Genomic DNA, 24,764 nt, shown 5'->3' on the forward strand with positions numbered 1-24,764 from the left:
GTAATTAATTAAGACGCGTTGTTGTGCAACGTATTTTACTTATTCAGCTAGTTTTTGAATAGATTAAACTATATATTTTATACTTACTTAATAATCTCCCAGGCCCAGTCTATAATTTGCTGACTGATTTTACCATCCCATTTGCCTGGTTTAAAATTAAAACTACTACTGTAATTGGTATGAATAGTACTCCAATGATCTAAATCCGTGTATTTGTATAACTTATGGTTCTTATGTCCCTTGGCATCTAAAATTGCTATAATCATATCGTTATCATTCTCTGTCATAATCCAATCATTGGTTCCCCAACGTATCCTAACAGGGACTTTTACTTCTTCCCAATTTTTGGCGAAATTAAAATCCTGTACCTGATAATAATATGCCATAGGTCTACCATACATATGGTTTAAGCCTTGTCTGTGGTATTTTTTATAGGTTGGATTATCTTCCAGAATATCTTCAAAACTTCTTTTTTTGATAAGCATTTCGTAATATAGTGGAATAAATACTTCATTTATTAACTTATAAATTTCTGCTTCGCTTTTACCTTCAATCTGCAAAATTCTACGTTCTATTTCGAGCATATGTTCGTACCACGATTTATAAAATGTTCCATCTGATATTACTCCGGCCAAATCGAACTTATTTGCCAGATATGGGGCTAGGGCGCTACCCATACTGTTTCCATAAACAATGATTTTAGAGGTGTCTACATAAGACTTCGATTTTAGCACTTTTACAGCGGATTCGTAACCATTTAATTCGGTTAAAAAATCTACTTTACCACAGTCGCCTTCACTATCGCCTACACCTGGTTTGTCAATACGCATTAACACCATATTTGACTTTTCTGTTAAATCCTTTATTAGTTTTACCCAATTATTACTGCGATTTGAAAATTCTTCAATAGTTGAACAGCTTAACCCTTGAATTAATATAATGGCAGGAAACTTTTTGTTACCCTTGGGTTTTGTAATGATGGCGCGTTGCTTAATACCATAATCACTCGTTACAGTTTCGTAAAATGTATCAACTTTTGGATGTTTTTCTTTTGGTAACGAGTTTAGTTTTACATCTTTTTTAATGTATTCCTGTCCGCGTTTAAGTTCAAAAAGTGTTGGTTTATTTGCTCTAATAGCATAGGTAATGGCACTCCAATCTTCTTGATCTAGTACTTTTCTGCCATTAACACTAATAATAACATCGTTAACTTTAATTCCAGCTTTGTCTAAAGGCGAATTTGGGGTAACTTCCTTAATAGTTGCTCCGGGTACTTTATTGTTAGGCCAACCTATTTTGGCTTCAAAACTTGCACGTCTAGGTAATTCTTGCGCCAAAGTTGAAAATGATACAGTTAAGATTAAAAAAAATGATAGATTTGAATACCTCATGTCTTATATTTGATGTGAATTAAATTGTTATCAATAATACATTGTATTCTCATTGAGAATTTGTTTTTTATTTGATTAGCAGCAGAAATTATGTGAAAATAGTATAGAACAGGACGTAATTTTTTACCTATGTTTAAGCAACTCAATAAAAATCAAAAATTAGTCGTTCACATTTTGTTTTGGGTAATTTATTATGTGCTGTTTAGTCTTATTTGGACAGTGGATGATAATTATAAAGACTCATTTTATTTAGAATTTATTTTGTTGCCTATACGGATATTAGCAGTGTATTTTACCATACGGCTTTTGATACCTAAGTTTCTGCTAAAAAAGAACTTTTCACAATTTTTATTTTTTTATATCCTTTCCATCGTTCTATTAGGTTTTATGCAACAAGGATTTATCCACTTCTTTTATAAACCCGATGCTGAATCAGCAGTGAGCGCTAATTTTAGTGTGAACTCACTTGTAAGAGCCGTTATTCTTATTAATAGTACCGTGTTTTTTGTGGCAACTATTTATATACTTAACTTATATTTTCTTCAAAGAGAAGCATATGAAAACATTATTGATGAGCAAACTAAAGACGATGCGGAAGAATTCTTAAAGATTGAGTTAAAATCTAATCGTAAAAAATACCTTATTTCTGCATGTGATATAATTTATATTGAAGCAATGGGAAATTATGTAAATTACCATATCGACAACAGTAAGAAAATTACGGTATATCAAAGTTTGAAAAAGTGTTTGAACCTGTTACCAAACAATTTTATAAGAGTACATAAATCATATATTGTTAATCAAAAAAAAATACGCTCATACGATAAGGAATATATTGAAGTTTCTAATGAAATGTTTATTCCTGTAGGCTCAACCTTTAATATAGAAAACATTTCATCTATATAGGTCTTAAAGTTTCTATTGTCGGGTTTGATGGTTTAATCAAGCTATCATCATTATCTAGGAAATACACAAGTTAATTAATTTCGAGGAATTTTCGATGAGGAAATTCAGAAGTAATTAATCATAGGACACATCGTTAGGCTCTGGCATTTTATATTGTTCATAAAAATAAAATGATATTGCCTTTAGGCTAGTGTTTGAATCAGAAAGTCACTAATTGCTTTACCATTATAGAATACTATTGCTCCCATTATAATAGTAATAATTATATTTATTATTTCTTGATAGTTAAGTTTTTTTTCATTTCGATAAGAATAGATGACAGATGATATTCCTACGATAGAAGATGGAATTAGACCTATTATCACAAGAGTAAAAGAACCGTATTTATTTATGAAATCCCAATCATAATTGGAAGCCACAAAGCTTAGTAAAAGTTGGATTGGTATTAGCAATGATATAAGAATCAATGAGGTCAATAAGACAGATTTGACTTCCCTATCCCATCTGAAGGTAAATAAATCTTTCTTAAGTGATGAAATCATTTCTCTGAAAGATATCTTTTGCCCTATTAAACCTATAGTAAAACCACCAACTAAAAAAAATACCGATTTCCAAGTACGTTTTGAATTAATCAAGTATTTGTAGAAATCTTTTTGGTACAGGCTTTCATTTTTTTTCAATTCATCATATGAAATAATACCCTGTTTATATTTTTGCATAACTGGAAAATCAAAAATAATGTTCCAAAAAGATAAAAGCGCAATAAAAATTAGCGTAAATCCGACTAGCATTAATGGGATATTCTTTCTCTTCATTTTTCACATTGCTTGAGCCAAACGTCACGTATAACAAGCGCAGCCTGCCGATAGGCGGCTATGATTTGTTATTTGTTGTGCAACGTATTATTTTTTCCATAAGCTTGGGACTTTTCGGTATTCAGTCAGAATTATTTCCTCGTCATTTTTAGTTAATCCGTAATTTGGTTTTTCTCTAGCAAATGGCGGACTTCTGTCATCAATTTGTAGTACAAAATCAACCAGATATTCTCCAATATGCATTGGTGTTCCAGTACAACCAGATTGTAAGTACATATGATATTCGGTATCTGCGATTGCGTCTAATATTAAATTGGTTTTGTTCTCAAATTCCAACTTTTTAATTAGTCCTTCGTAGGCAATAGTTTTTATAGTTCCATTCGGATATACTGTCAGTTTTAAAAGTTCGCTTTCAGATGCATTTTGCATAATCCAATGTCGTCTGTCAAATTGAGCTGGTTTGCGAGCGTCATATCCAACAATTCCAGTCGAAATTCCACCATATTCAGCGACTTTTACACTATCCTTTATTTGTTGTCTAATTCCGTTCCAGTTATAAGTCCAACTTTTTTCATAAAACGATGAAAGCACGACCACAATTCCAATTCCAATAATTGTTAAAATTGGAAAAACCATTGAAAATCGATTACGTTTTTCGATATGTCTCTTTCCTTTATTCATATGTTGCACAACTATTGAATAAACGCAATAGGGTTGCGTTTATTTTTTATATATGAATCAAATATAAGAAATATCTTTCGGGATTGAATGCTATACTGTTTTGCCCAATATTTTCCTTGTTCACAATGTCTAACCAAATAACAGTACTAAGAATAAGTTGTAAATCTATTTTAGGATTAATGTAAACTTTTTTTAGGACGAGGCATGATTTTATAGCACTCGTTACAAACGAGCGCTAGCCAGGGGGTTACAAGGCGTTTTGTTGGATTGTGCCTAACTTTTTAGTATATGGTTTGTTACGTGGTAAAGTAACAAATTTCACAAATACAAGCCGAAAAGAAAATCTGCGAGCATTTTCGTAAGTAGTTGATTATCAAGTAATAAACTACATGCTACTTTGTTATGTACTAGTCTTTTAATTCAAAAGCGCAGGAAGTATAAACTCTTTAAATATTTCCCGTGATTGATTACCTTTCCTATTCCTATAATTTCCTGCTGTTATCACGACTACGGATTCCAACGCTGGCACTATAAAAATAAATTGTCCTCCGGCACCTCGTGCTTCAATAGATGCAATTGATTCTCCATTGATGATATAGGTATCATGCCACCATAGATAACCATATTCATTCTTATCTTTTACATCCTGCAACCTTGTATGTTTCTTGAACGATTCTTGAATCCAATTCTCTGAAATAATTCGTTTACCATTCCATACACCTCCATTTAGATAAAGTTGTCCAAACTTGAGCATATCCCTTGGCGTTAAATGGATGCCTCCTCCAAAATAAGGTATAGCTTTTGTATCGTCAGTATTCAATATGTAATTTTTAATTCCTAGAGGTGAGAAAAACGTGTCTTTCATATAGAACTCTAACGGTATATCTAAACGTTCGTTTAAACTAATACCGAGTAAAAACGGATTAGCAGATCCATAATCGGTATAAGTTCCTGGTTCGTTTACCATGGGTGCTTCTAAAACTGTTTTTAACCAATTATTTGATTCATCTTGGTAGTACCCTTCTGATGCCTTTTTATTTACATCTAATCCAGAACTCATAGTCAGTAAGTCTTTAATTGTTATTTTAGATTTTAAAGAATCTTTTGTGTACTGATACTCTTGAGGTATAAAACCATATAGTTTTTGATCCACACTCTCTATAATTTTATCATCAATGGCTATACCGATGATGGCAGATGAGATACTTTTTGAGGCAGAACGCATATCATGTGGAATGTTAGCATTAAAGCCTGCAAAATAGTTTTCATAAGTGATTTTACCATTTTTTGCAACAAGAACACCTTCTATTCCTTCTAGAACATCACTATGAATGTCATCTTCCATTTTTGGTAGTGATAATTGCTTTTTTGATGATTCCCAACCGTCATTGATTTGAGAATTCTCATTTACTGAAGCGGAAGTAACCTTTTTATGCTGTGTGATTTTTTTAAATGATGTTTTTGTAATAAAATTGCCGCTTAGACTAATATTTAATGCAATTTCAGAGGGCTTTAATTGCCCTTCAAATTCAAGACCTGTTTTATAATCTATAAAAGAAATAAAATTATTATTTTTCTTGAAATTGTTGCACCAAATGGTTCCAAGAATTGGGTAAGCTTGATATTCATCATTGGATCCACCACCTTCTTTTATGGTCAAACGCAAAGCTTGAGGCTGTAGATAATGAATCACCGATAGATTCCACTTTCCTTCAAAACGGTCTCCTCTTTTATAGAGTTTAGCAGGGTACAAATCCCTCGATGATTTAATAAAACCATTTATTTCTGATTGCTCATCATTAACTATTCCACTAAAAGTAAGGTTATCATCTAGTGCAAGATTGATTCTATTACCAAATTTGAACTTTTTCGCTATAATTTCTTTGTTATTTGAAAGTGTGAAAATAGCATCTTCTTCACTCAGTTTTTTAACGATTATGTCTAGATTAAGGGCGTCTTTGTTAGTTGTCTTTCCTTCCCATTGTCCTATATAATCTATAATATTTTGCTGAGCACAGCTTGTAAAAAACGAGAAACATAACAAAAGCGTTAACGTTAAATTTTTAAACATCATTTAAGTTTTAATTGGGTTCAAAAGTAACGTATCGATATTATTAAAAATTGTATCAGATTAACATTGCTATTTTTTATTTAATCCTTTTCGATAGAAACTGGGATTCATATTAAAATAGAATTTAAAAACACGATTAAAATGACTTTGGTCTGAAAAACCTGCTTGATATGCAATTTTAGTCAGCGAGTTATTTGGGTCAAGTAGTAGAGGTATAGCTTTTTTTAATTTATGTTGCCTTACATACTCCCCAAGGCTTGTAGAAAGATATTTTGGTGCTGCTCTTGAGATATGAACGGGATGTATTCCAAGTTGACCTGAAAGGTATTGCAAGCTAAGGTTTGAATTATCGAAATGTAGTAATTCTTTTAGATCATTTATCCAGTTTGGAATATTCTTGATATTGATTTCTATTACCCCCCCTAATGCTTCACAAATTTGTAATAATAGAACTTCTACAGTGACCTCACTGTATTGATCTGAGTGTATAAATTCATAATATAACTTTGCGAAAAGAAAATGTACTTGAGGATTTTGAATTAATTGGCTACCTTCAAGTAAATCCAAATCTATCCCATTATTATTGAACCATTTTTTTTGAAATTCTAGATGAAAACCATTAGCATTTTTAGAATGTTTAGAACCATAATGAACTTCTTGCCAATTATTAAACATTAAACTTCCTGATGGACATAAGGTCTTCACTTTCTTATTGCAATCCATCATATCTCCATTTAGAACAAACCAGAAATAAGGATTCTCGTGATAATGCCAATCTGTTCTATCTTTTATATAATCGTATTGGGATAACAGGATCCCTCCAAATGATTTTTCTGAATCCTTTATTCCATAATATTTTCCTTCAGTTAATATTTTCATTCTAAGTGAGGCTTGTACACAACTATTGAATAAGCACAATATTGTGTTTATTCCCCTAAATCGGATGGGTAAACGCAATAGGGTTGCGTTTATTCTTTATACATGAATCAAATATAAGAAATATCTTTCGGGATTGAATGCTATACTATTTTGCCCAATATTTTCCTTGTTCACAATGTCAAACCAACAACAGCACTAAGAATAAGTTCTAAATCTATTTTAGGATTAATGCAAACTTTTTTAGGACGAGGCATGATTTTGTAGCACTCGTTACAAACGAGCGTTAGCAGGGGCTATGATACGTTGCAATAGATTATAGCCAATGTTATGCTTTGTTATTATATTAATTCGTCTATTTTATTTCATTATTTCTTTGAAGACCTTCTCTGTATGATCTTTTATGAAATCATTAAAGGTTTTTTTGTATTTCAATGCTGGAACTGTCTTTGAAAAATACTTCTTGTGAAATAATAATTTATCATCAATGCTGAATATCCGAGCATAATACCCAGTGTTAGCTTGTGAAGTCCATCTAGGCCCATTTCCGAGCTGAAATTTTACCGCAAAAGTGCTCCAATGTTTTATGCTTATTGTTAACAAACCATCAAAACCATTATTCTTTAGGTATTGATAAATTGTATCATATTTTTTTTGAGTTTCAATTCTTTCGTTTTTCATTTTCAACTTAATTTCATCTGTAGTGTTATGAATTACTCTATCGGTCTTATCCTTTTTATGAGGTGGGTCTGCCAATAAAAGTTGGAATTCATTATCCAGTTTGACTATTTTAATCGGGTCTTGATTGCTTGAAAATGATTCTATAGAACTAAATATTATTTCACTAGATTTAAAATTATAAGGGTCAATATCATCAACAATTTTATTTAAAATCTGCAATGATTTATCTGATCTTTTAAAATGTTCATCTTCACTTAAACCGTTATAAGTCCTTCCTCCAAGTGTACTTTCCGCAATATTGCGAGGTGGGACAGCATCGGGGTTAGTTAATTTAATTATTAAGCCAATTTTACGAAGAGTTCTTCTCTCTTCTTTAGTCAATTTATTCTGGCTATACCCACTAATTGTAATGGTTAATAAAAGAATGGAAAGTAAGTAATAATTTTTCATGGTCTTTTCTTTAATAAAGCACAACAGTCTAGTATAAGAATAGTAGCGGATTTTTAAGCACTACTTTTCGAATAGTAATTTACAAAATAAAAAACAATAGCGATTGAATTAAAAACTCAATCGCTATTGCTTATACATGTTGCTGTATGCCGTTATTTAATACGAACGACAGACAGATTAAAAACCTTTTTCAAGAATGATAGAATCGCTCTCGCTAACCTTTTGTCTCCAAGCTTTAATGGCTTGGTAATTTGGGTCATTGTAAAATCCTTCGGCAGCTTCTTTTGTAGGAAATTCTACGATTACAACACGTCCTCCAGGAACAGTTCCTTCAATTGTGGATGGGTTTTCATCAACCGCAACTGTTATTCCTCCGTGACGTTCAACAATTGGCACAGCCTTTTCGATATACTCTCTGTTAAAAGTTTCCAAATCGTTTACTCTTACAAACGCTAACATATACGCTTTCATAATATTTATTTTTAATGATTAATACTGATACAAAAGTATCTTGGGAATAATCCCTGTGCATTAATAAATATTAAGAAATGGAATTAGTGAGATGTTCTCAACTTATCTCCTTTTGCTTTACTGAGAGCTTCCGGGGTAATTCCTAAATATGATGCGATCATTCTTTGAGGAACTCGCTGTGTTAAATTTGGGTAAGTTTCAATAAAATGTTCGTAGCGTTGCAGCCCAGAATAACTCATTAACATAATTACACGTCTTTGAAGAACTAACATACGTTTTGCTATAGCAGATGCATTTGGAGAAATTTGACTCAAATCTTTTTCCCTTACCTTGACGGTCGAGTTTTCAAGTGCCTCAATGAAGAATTCACACGGCTCATCTGTCTGAACGGCATCAGCGATAATCCAGCCCTCAGGAGCAAACACAAATATATGTTCCTTTCCTTTGTTGTCGATTATATAACTTCTTAATAAGCCAGAAATAACTTCATAAACTTGGCCATTTAAATCTCCTTCGTGCTGTAGAATGTGTCCTTTTTTTATTTCAATGATCTTCATTTTTCATCAGGATTTTGTTAATGACATACAACGTCACGTATAAGAAACGTAGGGAGGTGATAGGCAATACGTTTCGGATTGGTACTAAGCCAAATATAAATATTTTGTTTTTATCTTTTTTCTCATAAACGCCAAATTTTATAGTTGGTGACCTTGCAAATAAGCACAGGCTACTTGATTAATTTTTAAAGCCTATGTTTTCTTATACCTTGTTGTAGGTAGTTTTTTCCCAATTATTGTTTTATGAATAAAATCGGGTATTGCATCAAACTCGTAATCCCAACTTGAATAAACCATTTCTTCCAACAGTTCGAGTTCAGTTTGAGATTCACAATTTGGTAGTTTGTATAATATTGCTCTTGAAGCAGAAAATCCAATTATTGTTGGATTAGTATCAGTAGTCAAACCAATAGCACTTTCAATTATTATTTTTAATCCGCTGTTGTTAGTCAGTTTGTTGTAGGCGTATTCAATTCCGTTGCGAATTCCTTGTTTCCAATCATTATATCCTTCTTGAGAGATAGATTCAGCTTGTCCTTGGCTAAATCCACTTGGTTTTCTGTCAGGGTAATTTTCCTCAACTTCCAAAATATTTTTATCAGTCGGTTGTAAAGTCAGATTGATTTTTCCTAGATGAGGAAGTTCATTTTTTATCTTTCTAACTATATTTTCGGATTTTATTTCGTTCATTTTTGGAATTACCTACAACTATTGAATAAACACAATATTGCGTTTATTTTTTATATATGAATCAAATATAAGAAATATCTTTCGGGATTGAATGCTATACTATTTTGCCCAATATTTTCCTTGTTCACAATGTCAAACCAATAACAGCACTAAGAATAAGTTGTAAATCTATTTTAAGATTAATGTAAACTTTTTTAGAACGAGACATGATTTTATAGCACTCGTTACAAACGAGCGTTAGCATTATCCTAATTATAGATTCCCGTAAATATTAGACGTTATTTTTTCAGTATCTTTACTAACTCTCTTTGAATCAGACTAATTAGATAATTATTATTCTCAATAATTCCAAATTAACCATGATTAAAAAGACCTTATTATTCTCCAATAAATGTTCAATCACCACAAAGCACGAACAACTAGTTATTAAATCTGAAACAAGAGACAAAACCATTCCTATAGAAGACATTGGTTTTATTGTCATTGATAATCCAGAGATATATATAAGCATTACTACTTTAAATCTACTTATTGCAAATAATGCATCCGTAATTATCTGTAATAAAACACATTTACCCAATGGTATGTTTTTAAATTTAAACAGTCATCATATTCAACAAGAAATGTTTAAACATCAAGTAGAAGCAAGCCTTCCTTTAAAAAAGCAATTATGGCAACAAACCATTATTGAAAAAATAAAAAATCAAGGTATTTTACTGAAAAAAATAACACGAACAAAAAACAAATTTGAGTTTTTAGCGAGCAAAGTACTAAGTGGGGATACCACAAATATGGAAGCTGTTGCTGCCAATTTTTATTGGAAATCTTTTTTTGAAATTGATTTTAAAAGAGAGCGCTTTGGCAACTACCCTAACAATTTCTTAAATTATGGCTATGCTATTTTAAGAGCTGCTACAGCTCGCGCTTTATCTGGTAGTGGTCTATTAAATACACTGGGGATTCATCACAAAAGTAAATACAATGCATTTGCATTAGCAGATGATATTATGGAACCCTTTAGACCCATTATAGACGAGGCCGTTTATACCATAATACAACATTATGATGAGGAAGATTTAAATACAGAAATAAAATCAATCCTTCTTCAAACCTTAACAAGAACGGTCTATTTTAAAGATGAAAAAAGCCCGTTAATGGTGGCTCTACAAAAAACAGCAAGTTCTTTACAACAATGCTATTCCGGGAAAAGAAAGAAAATTAAGTACCCCAAATTATGGAACTAAATGGTTATAGAATTATGTGGTTATTTGTATTTTTTGATTTACCAACCGAAACTGCTAAAGACAGAAAAAATGCTTCTGGTTTTAGGAAGAACATTCTTAAAGATGGTTTTACCATGATGCAATATTCTGTATATATAAGACATTGTGCGAGTAGTGAAAGTGCCGATGTACATGAAAAACGTATTAAAAGGCTACTTCCTCCTTTAGGTAAAGTGAGTGTCCTTAGGATCACGGACAAACAATTTGGTAATATTATGAATTTTTGGGGCAAGCTAGAAGTCCCTAAAGAACCTCCTCCAACCCAATTAGAGCTTTTTTAAAATAAAAAAATGCTCCAATCTTGCCTTATCACTGCAAAAAAGAAGCATTTTTTAAAACGATATTTCTGTTTAATTATTTGACAATCAGAAGGTAACAAGCCAACTAATATCGTGTTTTCTAATCCTTAATCAAACCACAACCAGTTTGATAGGATCGAGTTAGCTTCTTGCAATATCGTGTTTTCTAATCCTTAATCAAACCACAACGATTAGCGGTTAATGGTGTAGGCGAAGTTGAATATCGTGTTTTCTAATCCTTAATCAAACCACAACATATCATCCGCAACAGATTTAGGTTTTGCAAATATCGTGTTTTCTAATCCTTAATCAAACCACAACTGTCTCGGCCAAAAGAGTTTCGATTGGCTCAATATCGTGTTTTCTAATCCTTAATCAAACCACAACAATACTTGCCAGCGTCACTCATATTTGTGGAAATATCGTGTTTTCTAATCCTTAATCAAACCACAACACAAACCAATAGCAGCAGTATGGAATTTTGAATATCGTGTTTTCTAATCCTTAATCAAACCACAACCTGTTCTAGCTCCAACTTATCTAACGAAATAATATCGTGTTTTCTAATCCTTAATCAAACCACAACTCCAAAGTCGTTTCTGTTCCGTCAGATATTAATATCGTGTTTTCTAATCCTTAATCAAACCACAACTCGACGGTATAGCCGTGTATCAGGAAACCTAATATCGTGTTTTCTAATCCTTAATCAAACCACAACAGGACGCTTCTCCATGGGCCTGAGGCAACAAATATCGTGTTTTCTAATCCTTAATCAAACCACAACTATTTATTTAAAGGTTAATAATTAAAATCTAATATCGTGTTTTCTAATCCTTAATCAAACCACAACTGAACGAGCGTTTTGTTGATCGTACCGAGGAATATCGTGTTTTCTAATCCTTAATCAAACCACAACCCAGATGGGTTTATAATATCCTGGTTATGGAATATCGTGTTTTCTAATCCTTAATCAAACCACAACACGTTAGGACGTTGAAAAGATAAATTAATAAATATCGTGTTTTCTAATCCTTAATCAAACCACAACATTATGAAATCAATTTTAGCAAATATCAAAAATATCGTGTTTTCTAATCCTTAATCAAACCACAACGATAAGCCCACAGGGGTAGTGTCTGGTGATAATATCGTGTTTTCTAATCCTTAATCAAACCACAACGTCATCGGTACGATAAGCATTTTGAAAATGAATATCGTGTTTTCTAATCCTTAATCAAACCACAACAAGCTCGATACAAGTCTGGTAGATGGCTTTAATATCGTGTTTTCTAATCCTTAATCAAACCACAACTGTTTACACTACCAAATAGCACCTTATCGAAATATCGTGTTTTCTAATCCTTAATCAAACCACAACGGGAGGAAAACCTATTGGACATAACAGGAGAATATCGTGTTTTCTAATCCTTAATCAAACCACAACATATTGGAAAGCATCGTGAGTTGATCGCAAAATATCGTGTTTTCTAATCCTTAATCAAACCACAACTAAAATTATTTGCTATGGTTTCAAAAGATGAATATCGTGTTTTCTAATCCTTAATCAAACCACAACTACCAGTCTAATTGTCCTATATGCTCTAATAATATCGTGTTTTCTAATCCTTAATCAAACTACAACCGATAGGCAGTCTTTAAACAAATGCCCATTAATATCGTGTTTTCTAATCCTTAATCAAACCACAACTGGTTTTCACCAAAGAAACTACCGATAAAGAATATCGTGTTTTCTAATCCTTAATCAAACCACAACCGATTGTTCCTCTGTGGTCGCAAAAATTAAAATATCGTGTTTTCTAATCCTTAATCAAACCACAACATAAAACGAAAGCTTACTAAATCGCTTCAAAATATCGTGTTTTCTAATCCTTAATCAAAGAGATATTAAAATAAACATGTAGTGTTTGTTAACCAATCCTAATGATTCACTCATTTTACTTTCGTTGTGATTTAGTTGTTTAAGATTAACAACCTTAATATGTCAAAGAGCTTTTCTAAAACTAGAATTTTTCTATTTTACCAGAAACTGAAATTTTTACTTTAATAGGATTAAATGTTAACCAACCAGTCTTTCCTCTTCCAAAACTTTGAATTCTTCTAAAAACTTTTGAATTTGTGTCCTTATTTTGAGTAGCATCATTATTCAATCTAAATTCATAAAAAATAGAAGATAACGTTTGGACTTTAAATAGAAACGAATTTAGTTCTTCATAATTTGGATTTTCCCAATCAATTTCATCTTCGTTTAAACCTAACAAAAACATATCGTTAATATGTAAAGTCGTCACGATTTCTTTTCCATTTGCAGGTAATTGATATACTGGAAACACTTTACGTTTACGTTCTACCACTGTCCAGAAAGTTACAACCTCTTCTTTTAAGTTTCCCTTATCATCTTTATAAATTAAAACATGATGATTATTTCTTGGGTTTACCCATTGATTTACGTTATCTTTTAATTGTTCTGCTCCACCAATATTTTCTTTTAAGCGTACTTTTAAAACGGGTACCGGGTCTCCATTTCTATTTGGTAAAAATACTTGTGGTTGCTTTATACCATGCTCATCAACTATAAAAAACGTATTTGCAGGTATTTTTCCTTTTTCAAACCCTCCTAAAACGTGAATACGCTTAAATATCAATTGCCTGATGGTTTCATCTACTACCTTTTCTAATTGTTTTTCTGTAGTTAAATTGTCTATTGGTTTTCTTACATGAAATGCTGGTTCTGCATGTGGCGCCTGCCTTTTACCAAAAACAGTTTCTTTATGTAATTGCCCGCGAGCAGCTATACCAACATTTTTATAGGTCTTTCCATTTTTCTCAGTTCTATGCGTTCTTTTAGTAACTAAATTATTTTGTCTTTTATGGGATACAAGAATGCACTCTACCGCTTGTTCTGCATCATAATTAAAAGTATTCCAGGGTAGCGGAAAGTTTTTTAATTCCGGTTTTCTGTTATACCTGTTCCATTTAGACAATTCTTGCACATAAGAAACTTTTGTACAAGCCATGACTAGAGCATCAATAGCATGATGACGATGGTCTTCACGAGACTTAGAATTCTCATTATTTAAAATATGGTTTAACCCCCATTTTTGGCGTAAATTTGAAGTTACCTGTCCTGGCGAAACCGTAACCTTATTGCATATTTTAGAAAGATAGTTTTTAGCTTCTTTACTAATATATCTGGTGTCATTTAACTGCCGCGAGGTAAAATCATCATCAAAATTTTGCTGCACAAACCTTTTAAATTTTTGATAAGCATTAGGGTATTCCTTTGTATCGGAAAATAGTTTTAAAGCACGCTCTTTAATGGTCGCCCAATTAGCTTCGTCATTACCGTAAAATTCAAAGGGTGTTTTGCTTCCCTTTTTTCTATTTTCATCGGCATAGCAAAGTGTTTTATTGTTAAAACTATCATTTAAAGAACGGCTCCATGGGTGAATATGTTCAATTTGGACTTCTCCGGAAAACAAATCTGTTATTGATATGGCTTTTCCTGTATATGGACAGGTTTTTTTACATTCTTCCCAAAGTTTAAATTTTAAAATATTTTCGTGTGTAATGCGGGCATATTTTTCCACTTCACTTTTTACCCTATCATTTTCACGCTCTAATCGTTTTTGGTTTCTTCTAATTTGGTTACGTTTAGATTTAGATGATTTTAAGTCGCGCGCCATCTCTACTTTTATTTCGTCAATCTGTCCGTATTCATCAATGAGCTCATTAACCAACTTTCGTAACTCAAATAAAGCCGTTATTACAATAGGGTTTCTTATAGATTGTATTTCTTTATCGGCTTCCTTGTCTACTGGTAACTTATCAAGTAATGTGCTTGTATCTATTGACGCTGAATGGTGATATATTTTTTTTAATTGCCTATCGTTAAGCCCAAAATCTTTACGAAGTATCTCTTTAAGAGTATCAATAAAACCGCCCTTAGTTTTAGAGCGAACAATTCCTTTTATATTATCAATTAGTTCTAATTGTTTTTTATTCTTCTCTAATGTATCATGCTGCCATTTATCACCAAAAGTATTTTTTATCCCTCCCATTACAACAGCTACATCATAGGTGTAGCCTTGCTGTAAAAAGGGTAAAATATTTCTAATAGCTTTTCTACTTAAACTGGCATACCCTTCTTTAACATTAAACTTTGAAATGGCTTCTGCCTGTACATTGGTAAAATTCCAATTTTTAATGGCGTATTCCTTTAAGTTAGATTTACTATCAAAAAAATACAATGCATGCCAAATATCGTCTTGCTCTTTTGAGGTGAAATCGAACCATTTTTTACCAAAGTATTTTTTATTGGATAAATTAGAGATGGTATGTGTGCCTGTTATTTTATCATCATCTTTAAAATTAAACTTAAATTCTGCACTTTCTTTATCAATAAGTTTTCGTATTCTTTTAAAAGCAGGCTTCTCAATAGAATATAAAAAACCTGCTATTTTCTCTTTTTCTTCCTGATTTATTTTAGAGCCATTGCATTCTACTGTATTTACCCATTGCCAAACCCTAAACTGTTCAAAAACAACAGCACTTATAGGGCATTTAGTTTTTGTCGGCTCAAAAGAACAATTGCCAACCAAATGCTTTTGAGAACGCAAAGGGCGTTGATGAAATAAAATACCGTCTTCTTTGTAATTATCTATTTTTCTGCCTCCAAAAAGTGTTTTTAACTCATTATTTAAAACAGTATGAAACGGCGCTTGTTTCTTCCAAATCAATTCAAATTCATCTATATACATTTTTCGTGTTGTATACCTGTTTCTTATACGCTCTAAACCATCTTGAAAAGGCTGATGCTCTTTTGGATAAACTTCAAACAAATACGAACCCAGGGTTTTTTCTTTAATGCTTTCTACTGTTTTAGTAATCCCTATTTTTCCTTCTTTGGCATTTCCCTTAAAAATAGCACCATCGTCTGCACCTCCTTTTCTACTATTACTTAAAAAGCCTCTACGTTGAATTAAATGATAAAAGATTCTACCTATTTCCTCTAAAGACAATTTTTCATGCAGTGCTTTTTGTCTTAACTCGTAAGGATTCAACGAAAACCAAGAAGCAAGTTTTTTAGCAGGAAATTGTTTAGTTTTTTTCCATTCCTTAAAATCATAATCATTTAAAGGGCACATATTGTATTTAGAAAGTGCTTTTAATAGCTTTTTCTTCCTTAAACGTCTTCTAAAAAACTGTCTTCTCACACCTCTTGCCCCTGTTCTACTTGCATTTTTAGACATTTCATTATCTCCATCTCCCAAATTATCTACACCCATTGGAAAAACCCTGCTTCCAATACCAAGTATTCTATTTTGTGTATCATCGATTAATGCCCAACCAATGCTATTAGTCCCTAAATCCAGCCCTAAAACTTTTGCCATAATTTTATGAATTCTTTGAAGCTAAAAGTACAAAAAAATAATGAGTGATTTTCTTACAAAAAACCATATTGTGTATGAAAACTATTTTAGTATCTTTGTATTAAGATTAAACTTTCTAATCCTTAATCTTATTACAATAAGGCTATATGCCGTAGATGAAAATCTTTAGTCCTGCTTCGGTGGGACTTTTTATATGTAGTTATTTAATTTCTAAGATAAAACCGATACAACTACAATTAAACTATTCCGTATTAAGAATCAAGCTCAAAATTTAATAATTCTTTGGGGTGGATCTCTAAACCTTTAGAGAGTTCTAGTAATGAAGATAATTGAATATTCCTTTTTCCTTTTTCAATTTTACTGATGTCGCTATAATCGATATTGCAACGGGTCGCTAATTGCCTAAAACTTAAGTTCTTAGATTCTCTAAGCTTCTTTAAGTTTTTTCCAAATAAGATTTTAAAATCGTTTTTGTCTATTCCGTTACTCATCACATTGATTTTACAGCAATGTCATAAGTTTTCAATAAAAAATAGTGGGTATATTTTCCCACTATTAATATTTTTACTACATTTGATATAGAAATATTAAATTTGCAATTCTTCAAATAGAAAATATTGAAGCTATTGCTTTGAGTCTCGAAAAGAAAACTGGTAATTTTTTGCAGCGAGATGATAAGTAGATTGGCTCACGGACCTAGGCGTGAGCTCTCTTATCGCTGCACGGTATACCAGTACCTCTTTTCGATAAGTTGAGTTCCACGCCTTTTTTGTTTCCATACATTACAGGCTTTAACAGGGTGTTTACCCTAGTGCTGAATTCGTTTCAGCATCTGGCGTGATTAGTCTCATTCTGGGCGAAACAGCTTCAACTTACAATTTTAAGTTTCACTAATAAGGAAAAAACGTAAAATCTAATCCATGGAAAAAACAGAAGCCTATACATTGCCAGATAGTTTTATACTGCCACACTATGCCCTTATAGCCACATTGATGGTGTTACTGGATAAATCTGAGCTAAAAGACACCGTTAAAAAGCACTGTAAAACGGGATTAAAGGTCATTGGGATTATTCATGCCGATGATAGCTACAACATGGGAACGAATCTTTTATCAAGAAAAGAGTTTGATGGGTTCTTTACATTATTCCCCGAAATATACTTTAACAACAGAGCATTGATTCCGGCACATATGATTATTGAGAATCTAGAATGCTGCGTTAAAGCAAATGATATAGTACATGAATGAATTTACACTAAAGGATTATAAAAAACTTTTTGAGAATTTATATCCACAACTAAGTGCGTTTGCATACAAGTACCTCAACGATCTGGAAACCTCAAAGGATCTTGTTGAGGAAGTATTTGTTAAATTATGGGAAGATAAAATCATTTTTCAAAACAAAGACCATGCAACAGAATTTTTTTATAAGACAGTAAAAAATGAATGCCTTCATTATTTAAAAAGTAAACACGATAAGGTTACGGAGCGTTATGAACCCTCGCACAAATAAAATTTAGTATGTAAGTGATTCCCTTTTGCTCTTTTATATAAAAGCGTGTAACTTCTATAGCGTAGAAAATTTAATCTCTCTGTTTGCTTGATGAAGCAATAATATCTCTAACTAACATTTTTCTGGCAAAAGGGTATCTTACATCGGTTTTTCTCTTAATTCTGAAGCTAAAACGATATCATGTTATAATTGGATAGATCTAAAAAATCAAACTTTTAATTAACTATAATAATTAATCTGATTTATATGTACGTTCTTTAAATGTTACTATATTTAGTCTCTAAATTAGATTTAGCCTTTTTATGTTTAAAAACCCCTTTTCGTTTTCTGGCAGAATAAGAAGGCTTGAATATGGACTAACCTATCTTTTTTGTATTTCAACTCTTATATTATTCTCCTCTTTTATTGAGGCTTCAGATTTTTCAGACTCTATATTTTCTCTATTTGTTTTAATTGCATATTGGATTTTATTAGCCCAGGGCTCTAAAAGATGCCACGATTTGGGAAATAGTGGGTTCTATCAAGTAATCCCATTTTACATACTCTTTATGCTTTTTAATGATGGACAAAATAATGAGAACAAATATGGTCTTAATCCAAAATCTAAAGAATATCTAGAAAAAAAGCGCTCATTTAAATTTCCTGTTGTTAAAAAAATATCTCGGATAAAATTTATTGAAATTATCACTGTAACACTACTCCTTGCTTTAATTTTGGGCATTAATAACTTAATATTTCCTGAATATGATACATACCTAACACTTTCATATTTTTTAATGCCAATTCCAGGCTTTATTTTTTTACTTTATATTAGTTATTACAAAAAGTCTTATCCAGAAGAAAAATCTGGCTTGGTTAATCAGCAATTAGTTTTTGCAGTCTTTTATTATTTAACCATTAGACTTTATAACATCGTTTTTAGACTGGCAAGCTTCGACTTAGAAACTATCATTTTCGAGCTAATACTAATCTTGTTCATTTTTGGATTAACTTATATTTCTTTGAAGCTATATTCATCCATTTTTAATCACCGTTTAAAAGATGTTTAAGTTAAAAACACTCTATTCTATTTCTGGGATTTTGCTTATAGCTTTATTATTCACAGGGTTATCTGAAAGAAAAACAGTCACCAAAGCAAATAAAATTATTTGGTCAGAAAATAATATCACATGGGATAATTTTACAAAAGTTGAAAAAAAGGAAGAGGATTATGTAGCTTCAATAAGTTATGGCATTTATTGTCCGGAAAATATTTCCTGGCTAGACTCTAATATCTATGCCTATATGGATCCTGATGAATCGGAAAAGTTAGCAGATTCTATGTTAGATGATCAGGTTCTAATTCATGAACAATACCATTTTAACATTACAGAGTACCATACGCGCCTTTTAAGAAAAGAAATTGTAAAACTAGGTAAAGATAAAATCAATAATAAAACAATAAACTCCTTATATAATAAATACTATTCGGAAAACGAATTAATGCAAGTAGAATATGATAGTATTACCGACCATAATGCCATTACAGAAAAACAAAGGTATTGGGAAATGAAAATTGATGATTTATTGCGTCAAACCGCATATTATAAAAACCCAGATATACTTAGTTATCTTCAATATGATGAAGGGGACAGCAAATACTTTAGAAAAATCTATAGAACTTTTGACAATGATATTCTATGCTCGTTTCCTATTTATGAGGAAAGTATAAAATATGGAGAATCGTATAAAATAGTTGAAAAAGGGAACGAAGTCATTGTTTCTTTTTTTAAGAATGGTGTTTTAAAAAATGGCGGCGTATTTAATACTGCAATAGTTTCGATTAAAAAAAACAAAGAGCTCATTGAAATTAAATATTTTAATCCTGATAATACTTTGAATGATGGGTTACTCTATTGCATTTATAAAAGATACAACAAAGCAGATAAAAAAGTAGGCCATTATTATAACTCTAAAAAAGAAAGGGTTAGTGTAAACAAGATTTATCAAACTGAAAACAAAATTGAATCTCAAGGCTGCTACATAACTTCTTATTACGATATCGATTTAAAGCGTATTAATAACAAATATGGGATACATTATAAAAAAAGCACATTAGACTCTTTAGGTAGAACAATTAAAATTGATTTTTTTGACTCAAATAATACTCCAAAAAATGATAACGATTTTGTGTCAAAAGTCATTAAAGAATATGACTCTAACCATCAATTAATTAGTTACAAAGAGTATGATGAGGATGGTGATTTTGCGAAGCATCTATCTTCTTATAATAATAAGTATGAATATGATGAAAGGGGCAACTTAAAAAGAAATATCAATCTTAATCAAGACTCAGAAATTGCTCCAAATAAAGACGGTATTTCTATCTACTCTTATACCTATGACTTATATGACAACTGTACCAGCTCTAAAAGATTTAACAAATCTAATGATCCTGTTTTAGGTCTAGATGATTACCATATGGTAATTGAAAAATTTGATGAGAAAGGACGCTCTTTGTTTTATGGCAAATATTATCCTGGTTATGTTCTATCATTTAATGACGAAAAATGGGGGGCTTCAAAATACAACTACCCTAATGATTCTCTAGTTTATGTTCACAATCTAGATGTTTATAATGATATTTTCAATGATGATTCTGGTGTTGCTATTCTTAAAAAGCATCTGGATAAAAAAAATAGGGTGAAGAAATTAATTTATTTAGATACCAATAATAATTATGCTCAAACCAAAGATGACATTGTAGAATTTCAGTATCAATATGATAGTCGCGGTAATAAAATCCAAGAATCTACACTAGATTCATTAGGAAATATTAAAGCGTTTCAAGCTGATGTAGCAATAGTTAAATGGGATTACGATATAAATAATAATAAGATCAAAACAACATATTATAATAGTTCGTCGGAACTCGCAAGTGCTGATCAAAATGTTACCTATAACATATATAAGTATAATAATAAAAACCAGCTTATAGAAAGAACTAACTTCAACAAGAATATGGAACCCGAAATGCTTGATGGCTATTTTAAACGTAAGCTTATCCCTTCTGTTTCGGGCAATGATTCTATTGTATTAAACTATAATACAAATAATAAACTTCTTAAAGGCGCTTGTAAAACAGTATACACTTATAATAAATACAACAACAAGACATCCAAATCTTTTTTTAATAGTAGCAATAAACCAGCTTTAAATGATTTTGGGGTTTCGTCGATTAGATATTATTATAACTCAAAGCAGGAATATATAGGATATGCTTATTTTGATAAAAATGGAAAAAAAACTAATAATATTAAGGGCATATCATCTAACAGTCAAACCTTAAATGAATTGGGTTATGTGGTTTATGATACTTATTTTAATAAAAATGATAAGCCCGTTATAGGTCCTGAAGGTTACCATAAAAAAGAATATACATGGAATGAAAAAGGAGAGGTAATAAAAATTAGAACTTTTGGCGCCAATAATAAATTAATCGAAGATGAAAGTGGGGTGGCACAATACATATATACTATTCAAAACTCTGGTCTAATTAAAAGTGTAAAAAGATATGATAGAAACGGTCAATTAACAAATAACAATGATGGCATAGCAGAGACCTATTATACATCGTATTTAAATGGTCTATATTACCTTGAAAAAGAACTAGATTATTTGGGCAATGAAATTTCTAAAGATTAGCGGTGTCCAATAAACTGGTAAATATTTAAAATTCAACTATTTTACTTGGCAATATCTACAACTATTAATGATCTTCCCAAGAGCCTGAGCAAAAATTATTTCTCTATTATATTTACCCTTAAAGTAGATTTATGTTTAAAGTTTATAGTATTACCTTCGTGTAAAATTTTATCATAATTAACATAAGATTCTAAGAATACTCTTTTAATATAATTACCATCAATATCTACTTCTAATTCACCTTTAGATTTAACATTTAAATTTGTTATTTCCTTAATCGCATTCTCTTTATCCAATTTAACAATCTGTTCAATACTAAAATAAGCTGTTCCCTTTTTTACTTGTGTTAGAGTTAGTTTACTTTTTATAGTACTTCCAATAATATCTGCCAATGATTCTTCATTAATCATTGGTTTTTCAACTATAAAAGAATCTCCTATAAGCAAAGAGTCATCAGGAAAGATTACTATACTTCCAAAATTATTGTAATAAGGTTTTATTATTGATTCATCTTTGCTTCTTTTATTATCAATAAAAAAATCACCTATTATAATTTCTTTTTTAGTATTAATCCTTCCTATTATTTTCAAAGAATTAAAATCATGTCTGTCATCTATTTTATCTCTATTATATTTTCCTTTATAAGAAAATTGATCAAATAATATTTCAACTGGTATATCCTTATTATTATCAACATTAAAAGTGAATACTTTCATTCTAAAGGATTCCTTTTTGTTAGCCTTTAATCTTATAGGAAATCCAATAGAATCTAACATTTTTTTCATTTCCTTATCCACATTTTTAAAAGTATTTGTAGTAGATGTTTCTTCTATTTTATATGTATAAGTTTTATTAGATTGCTGCCCTACTTGGATAAGAAAACTTTCAGTTTGTGAAAAGCTCAAAAAAGAACAGATCAGGAATAAAAAGATTATGTGATATTTCAAATTATTGATAATATTACTTATGTCGATCACGTTAAAATAAATAATTGGTGGACAATAAAATAAACATTTTTGTTATGCTTTTGGTTAATTGATAGAACCAAAATCAATATGCCTCCTTTTACTATATATCAGTATCTTAAAAAAAGAAAACAACTATTCTAACCTAATGATTTATTAATTTTATCTTTAAAACTAAATAATAAGAACAGAACCTTATTTAACTTTCCGCTAAGCTTTTCATTCAGTATTTTAAATGCCCGAGTCATATGCCCTTCTATTGTTTTAACCGAGATGTTGAGATACTCAGATATTTCATCATGAGAAAGTCCTTCTTTTTTATTTAAAATAAAAATGTTTTTACACTTAGGAGGCAGGTTATCAATCTCTTTATTTACAATTTTCATCATCTCATCAATATTCAGTTTTTCGTTTTCAACCACCAAATCAACAGCTTCGATATGCTTTTTTTCTAAATAAATGGCTTTCCTGTTTTTTCTGTATTCGTCAATAAATTCATTATACACAGATCTATATAAATACGGTTTTAAATCTAAATTTGTCTTAAGGTTCTTTCTTAAAATCCAAACTTTAACAAATACGTTTTGAACAATATCTTCTGCTTTGGTAAAATCATTAGTTAAAGTCAAGGCATATGTGCATAACTTATGGTAAAAAGAGTCCATTAGCTGTTCATAGGCCAAGGAGTCTCCAGATTTTAAACGCGTTATGAAAAGCTTTTTATTCTTCAATTGAATTGATTACAAGCTATAAAACTAAAAAAAAATCTCAAGTTTTCACTTAAAAAGTAGAGGGGTATAAAAAATTCATCCGTTATAGTAGATATGAAGCATGCAAAAATTGAAATAATAATAGTTAAATTTCTTAATCGGGAAATTAATGAAGATGAGCTGAAAACCTTAGAAATTTGGCTAAGTAATGCCAATAATGCTAGAATTTTTAATCGTTTCGTAAGAACAGATTATATAACTTCTTTAAATACAAATAGCTTTGATTTATCAGAAGCAAAAAAATCTGTTAAAAACAGATTGCGGATCATTAATAAATCAAAAAAACAAAATCTAATTAAGCGTTTATCTATCGCTGCTATAATAGCATTATTAATTGCACTACCAATCTTATTAAATAATAATAAAACAGATACCAATAAACCTATTATTGTAAAGAACAATATAGAGACTGGAACAGACAAAGCTACTCTTACCCTGGAAGATGGGACCGATATTACTTTGGAAAAAGGTCAAAATTATGTTGCTGATAATATAATAAGTAATGGAGAAAAATTAATTTACAATACACCTAAAGCTACTAATCAGAAAATAGTGTATAACTATTTAACCATTCCCAGAGGCGGTCAGTATTTCGTAAAACTTTCAGACGGTACACAAGTATGGCTAAACTCAGAGTCTAAACTTAAGTATCCTGTAAATTTTGTTAAAGGAGAAACCAGAATGGTTGAATTAATATACGGAGAAGCGTATTTTGATGTATCTCCAAGTACTCACCATAAAGGCGCTTTGTTTAAAGTAAAAAGCAGAATGCAAGAACTTGAGGTGCTGGGAACTAAATTTAATATTAAATCATATCAGGATGAACATATTGTTTATACCACTTTGGTTGAAGGTAAAGTAGCGGTAGATAATGGTTCTAAAAGTGCTTATTTAGAGCCTAATCAACAGTCTCAAATTAGTTTATCCAATAAAAATATCATTGTAGAAAATATTGATGTGTATAATGCAACTTCCTGGGTAAATGGTGTTTTTAGTTTTGAAAGCAAACCTTTAAAAGACATTATGAAAGTACTCTCAAGATGGTACGATATGGATGTTGTATTTGTTGACAAAAAAATTGAAGATATTAAGTTTATAGGAGTACTTAGTAAAAATCAAAACATAGAAGATATATTAATAACCATTAAAGAATTAGGCTTTATAAATTCATACAAAATAAATGACAAAAAAATAATTTTAAAATAAAAAAAGAGAGCGAGGTAGACATTTAGCGGTATCCAACTTCGCCCC

Annotated in this window: 21 protein-coding genes and 1 CRISPR repeat array; of the genes, 8 read left to right on the plus strand and 13 right to left on the minus strand. The window is 30.9% G+C overall.

The window, feature by feature from the left end; genetic code table 11:
• Positions 1-83 precede the first annotated feature (83 nt).
• Positions 84-1,391 carry a PDZ domain-containing protein gene (locus Q4Q47_RS06600; RefSeq protein WP_303305858.1) on the minus strand — a complete coding sequence of 436 codons (1,308 nt, stop codon included), beginning with the start codon at positions 1,389-1,391 and terminating at the stop codon, positions 84-86.
• A gap of 129 nt (positions 1,392-1,520) precedes the next feature.
• On the opposite strand from Q4Q47_RS06600, the gene Q4Q47_RS06605 reads away from it, so the two are divergent.
• Positions 1,521-2,297 carry a LytR/AlgR family response regulator transcription factor gene (locus tag Q4Q47_RS06605; protein WP_303305859.1) on the plus strand — a complete coding sequence of 259 codons (777 nt, stop codon included), beginning with the start codon at positions 1,521-1,523 and terminating at the stop codon, positions 2,295-2,297.
• 182 nt (positions 2,298-2,479) lie between these two features.
• On the opposite strand, the gene Q4Q47_RS06610 is transcribed toward Q4Q47_RS06605, so the two are convergent.
• From Q4Q47_RS06610 to Q4Q47_RS06645, 8 genes are all read right to left on the minus strand, one after another.
• Positions 2,480-3,112 carry a hypothetical protein gene (locus Q4Q47_RS06610; protein ID WP_303305860.1) on the minus strand — a complete coding sequence of 211 codons (633 nt, stop codon included), beginning with the start codon at positions 3,110-3,112 and terminating at the stop codon, positions 2,480-2,482.
• An 87-nt stretch (positions 3,113-3,199) separates the two neighbouring features.
• Positions 3,200-3,748, minus strand: coding sequence for a hypothetical protein (locus Q4Q47_RS06615; RefSeq protein ID WP_303305861.1), 549 nt, complete (start codon positions 3,746-3,748; stop codon positions 3,200-3,202).
• Between the two features lie 460 nt (positions 3,749-4,208).
• Positions 4,209-5,867 carry a serine hydrolase domain-containing protein gene (locus Q4Q47_RS06620; RefSeq protein WP_303305862.1) on the minus strand — a complete coding sequence of 553 codons (1,659 nt, stop codon included), beginning with the start codon at positions 5,865-5,867 and terminating at the stop codon, positions 4,209-4,211.
• 66 nt (positions 5,868-5,933) lie between these two features.
• Positions 5,934-6,743 (minus strand): helix-turn-helix domain-containing protein, encoded by an 810-nt coding sequence (locus tag Q4Q47_RS06625; RefSeq protein WP_303305863.1) that lies wholly within the window; start codon positions 6,741-6,743, stop codon positions 5,934-5,936.
• Positions 6,744-7,100: 357 nt separating this feature from the next.
• The gene (locus Q4Q47_RS06630) at positions 7,101-7,871 is read right to left on the minus strand and encodes a hypothetical protein (RefSeq protein ID WP_303305864.1); all 771 of its coding nucleotides are present in this window, start codon (positions 7,869-7,871) and stop codon (positions 7,101-7,103) included.
• 177 nt (positions 7,872-8,048) lie between these two features.
• Positions 8,049-8,342 carry a DUF1330 domain-containing protein gene (locus Q4Q47_RS06635; RefSeq protein WP_303305865.1) on the minus strand — a complete coding sequence of 98 codons (294 nt, stop codon included), beginning with the start codon at positions 8,340-8,342 and terminating at the stop codon, positions 8,049-8,051.
• Positions 8,343-8,425: 83 nt separating this feature from the next.
• On the minus strand, positions 8,426-8,899 hold the full coding sequence (locus tag Q4Q47_RS06640; RefSeq protein WP_303305866.1) for a Crp/Fnr family transcriptional regulator: 474 nt from the start codon (positions 8,897-8,899) through the stop codon (positions 8,426-8,428).
• A gap of 192 nt (positions 8,900-9,091) precedes the next feature.
• Positions 9,092-9,589 carry a hypothetical protein gene (locus tag Q4Q47_RS06645; protein WP_303305867.1) on the minus strand — a complete coding sequence of 166 codons (498 nt, stop codon included), beginning with the start codon at positions 9,587-9,589 and terminating at the stop codon, positions 9,092-9,094.
• A gap of 359 nt (positions 9,590-9,948) precedes the next feature.
• Here Q4Q47_RS06645 and cas1 point away from each other — a divergent pair, with 359 nt between their 5' ends.
• A complete protein-coding gene (gene cas1, locus Q4Q47_RS06650; RefSeq protein ID WP_303305868.1) occupies positions 9,949-10,833 on the plus strand; it encodes a type II CRISPR-associated endonuclease Cas1 in 885 nt (294 codons plus the stop codon).
• Positions 10,824-11,153 (plus strand): CRISPR-associated endonuclease Cas2, encoded by a 330-nt coding sequence (cas2, locus tag Q4Q47_RS06655; RefSeq protein ID WP_303305869.1) that lies wholly within the window; start codon positions 10,824-10,826, stop codon positions 11,151-11,153. Before cas1 ends, cas2 begins: the two co-directional genes overlap by 10 nt.
• A 105-nt stretch (positions 11,154-11,258) precedes the next feature.
• Positions 11,259-13,077: direct repeats of the CRISPR family, unit length 36 nt; unit sequence AATATCGTGTTTTCTAATCCTTAATCAAACCACAAC.
• 115 nt (positions 13,078-13,192) lie between these two features.
• Here the strand turns inward: cas2 and cas9 are convergent.
• Entirely contained in the window at positions 13,193-16,582 is a 3,390-nt protein-coding gene (gene cas9 / locus Q4Q47_RS06660) for a type II CRISPR RNA-guided endonuclease Cas9 (RefSeq protein ID WP_303305870.1), read from the minus strand.
• Between the two features lie 251 nt (positions 16,583-16,833).
• Positions 16,834-17,073: a helix-turn-helix domain-containing protein gene (locus tag Q4Q47_RS06665; RefSeq protein WP_303305871.1), complete on the minus strand. Its 240-nt coding sequence runs from the start codon at positions 17,071-17,073 to the stop codon at positions 16,834-16,836.
• Positions 17,074-17,502: 429 nt separating this feature from the next.
• Here Q4Q47_RS06665 and Q4Q47_RS06670 point away from each other — a divergent pair, with 429 nt between their 5' ends.
• The 4 genes from Q4Q47_RS06670 (at position 17,503) to Q4Q47_RS06685 (ending at position 21,778) form a co-directional block, all read left to right on the plus strand.
• The gene (locus Q4Q47_RS06670) at positions 17,503-17,829 is read left to right on the plus strand and encodes a hypothetical protein (protein WP_303305872.1); all 327 of its coding nucleotides are present in this window, start codon (positions 17,503-17,505) and stop codon (positions 17,827-17,829) included.
• Complete coding sequence (locus Q4Q47_RS06675; protein ID WP_303305873.1) at positions 17,822-18,094, plus strand: sigma factor; 273 nt, start codon at positions 17,822-17,824, stop codon at positions 18,092-18,094. The genes Q4Q47_RS06670 and Q4Q47_RS06675 overlap by 8 nt, the downstream gene beginning before the upstream one ends.
• A 302-nt stretch (positions 18,095-18,396) precedes the next feature.
• Complete coding sequence (locus tag Q4Q47_RS06680; RefSeq protein WP_303305874.1) at positions 18,397-19,143, plus strand: DUF805 domain-containing protein; 747 nt, start codon at positions 18,397-18,399, stop codon at positions 19,141-19,143.
• Positions 19,136-21,778 (plus strand): hypothetical protein, encoded by a 2,643-nt coding sequence (locus Q4Q47_RS06685; RefSeq protein ID WP_303305875.1) that lies wholly within the window; start codon positions 19,136-19,138, stop codon positions 21,776-21,778. The genes Q4Q47_RS06680 and Q4Q47_RS06685 overlap by 8 nt, the downstream gene beginning before the upstream one ends.
• Before the next feature lie 95 nt (positions 21,779-21,873).
• On the opposite strand, the gene Q4Q47_RS06690 is transcribed toward Q4Q47_RS06685, so the two are convergent.
• Together Q4Q47_RS06690 and Q4Q47_RS06695 are read right to left on the minus strand one after the other, a co-directional pair.
• The gene (locus Q4Q47_RS06690; protein WP_303305876.1) at positions 21,874-22,683 is read right to left on the minus strand and encodes a hypothetical protein; all 810 of its coding nucleotides are present in this window, start codon (positions 22,681-22,683) and stop codon (positions 21,874-21,876) included.
• Between the two features lie 200 nt (positions 22,684-22,883).
• Entirely contained in the window at positions 22,884-23,474 is a 591-nt protein-coding gene (locus tag Q4Q47_RS06695; RefSeq protein ID WP_303305877.1) for an RNA polymerase sigma factor, read from the minus strand.
• Between the two features lie 93 nt (positions 23,475-23,567).
• Here Q4Q47_RS06695 and Q4Q47_RS06700 point away from each other — a divergent pair, with 93 nt between their 5' ends.
• Positions 23,568-24,719, plus strand: coding sequence for a FecR family protein (locus Q4Q47_RS06700; protein WP_303305878.1), 1,152 nt, complete (start codon positions 23,568-23,570; stop codon positions 24,717-24,719).
• Positions 24,720-24,764: the final 45 nt, after the last annotated feature.

This window comes from Flavivirga spongiicola, from assembly GCF_030540825.1.
GTDB lineage: Bacteria > Bacteroidota > Bacteroidia > Flavobacteriales > Flavobacteriaceae > Flavivirga > Flavivirga spongiicola.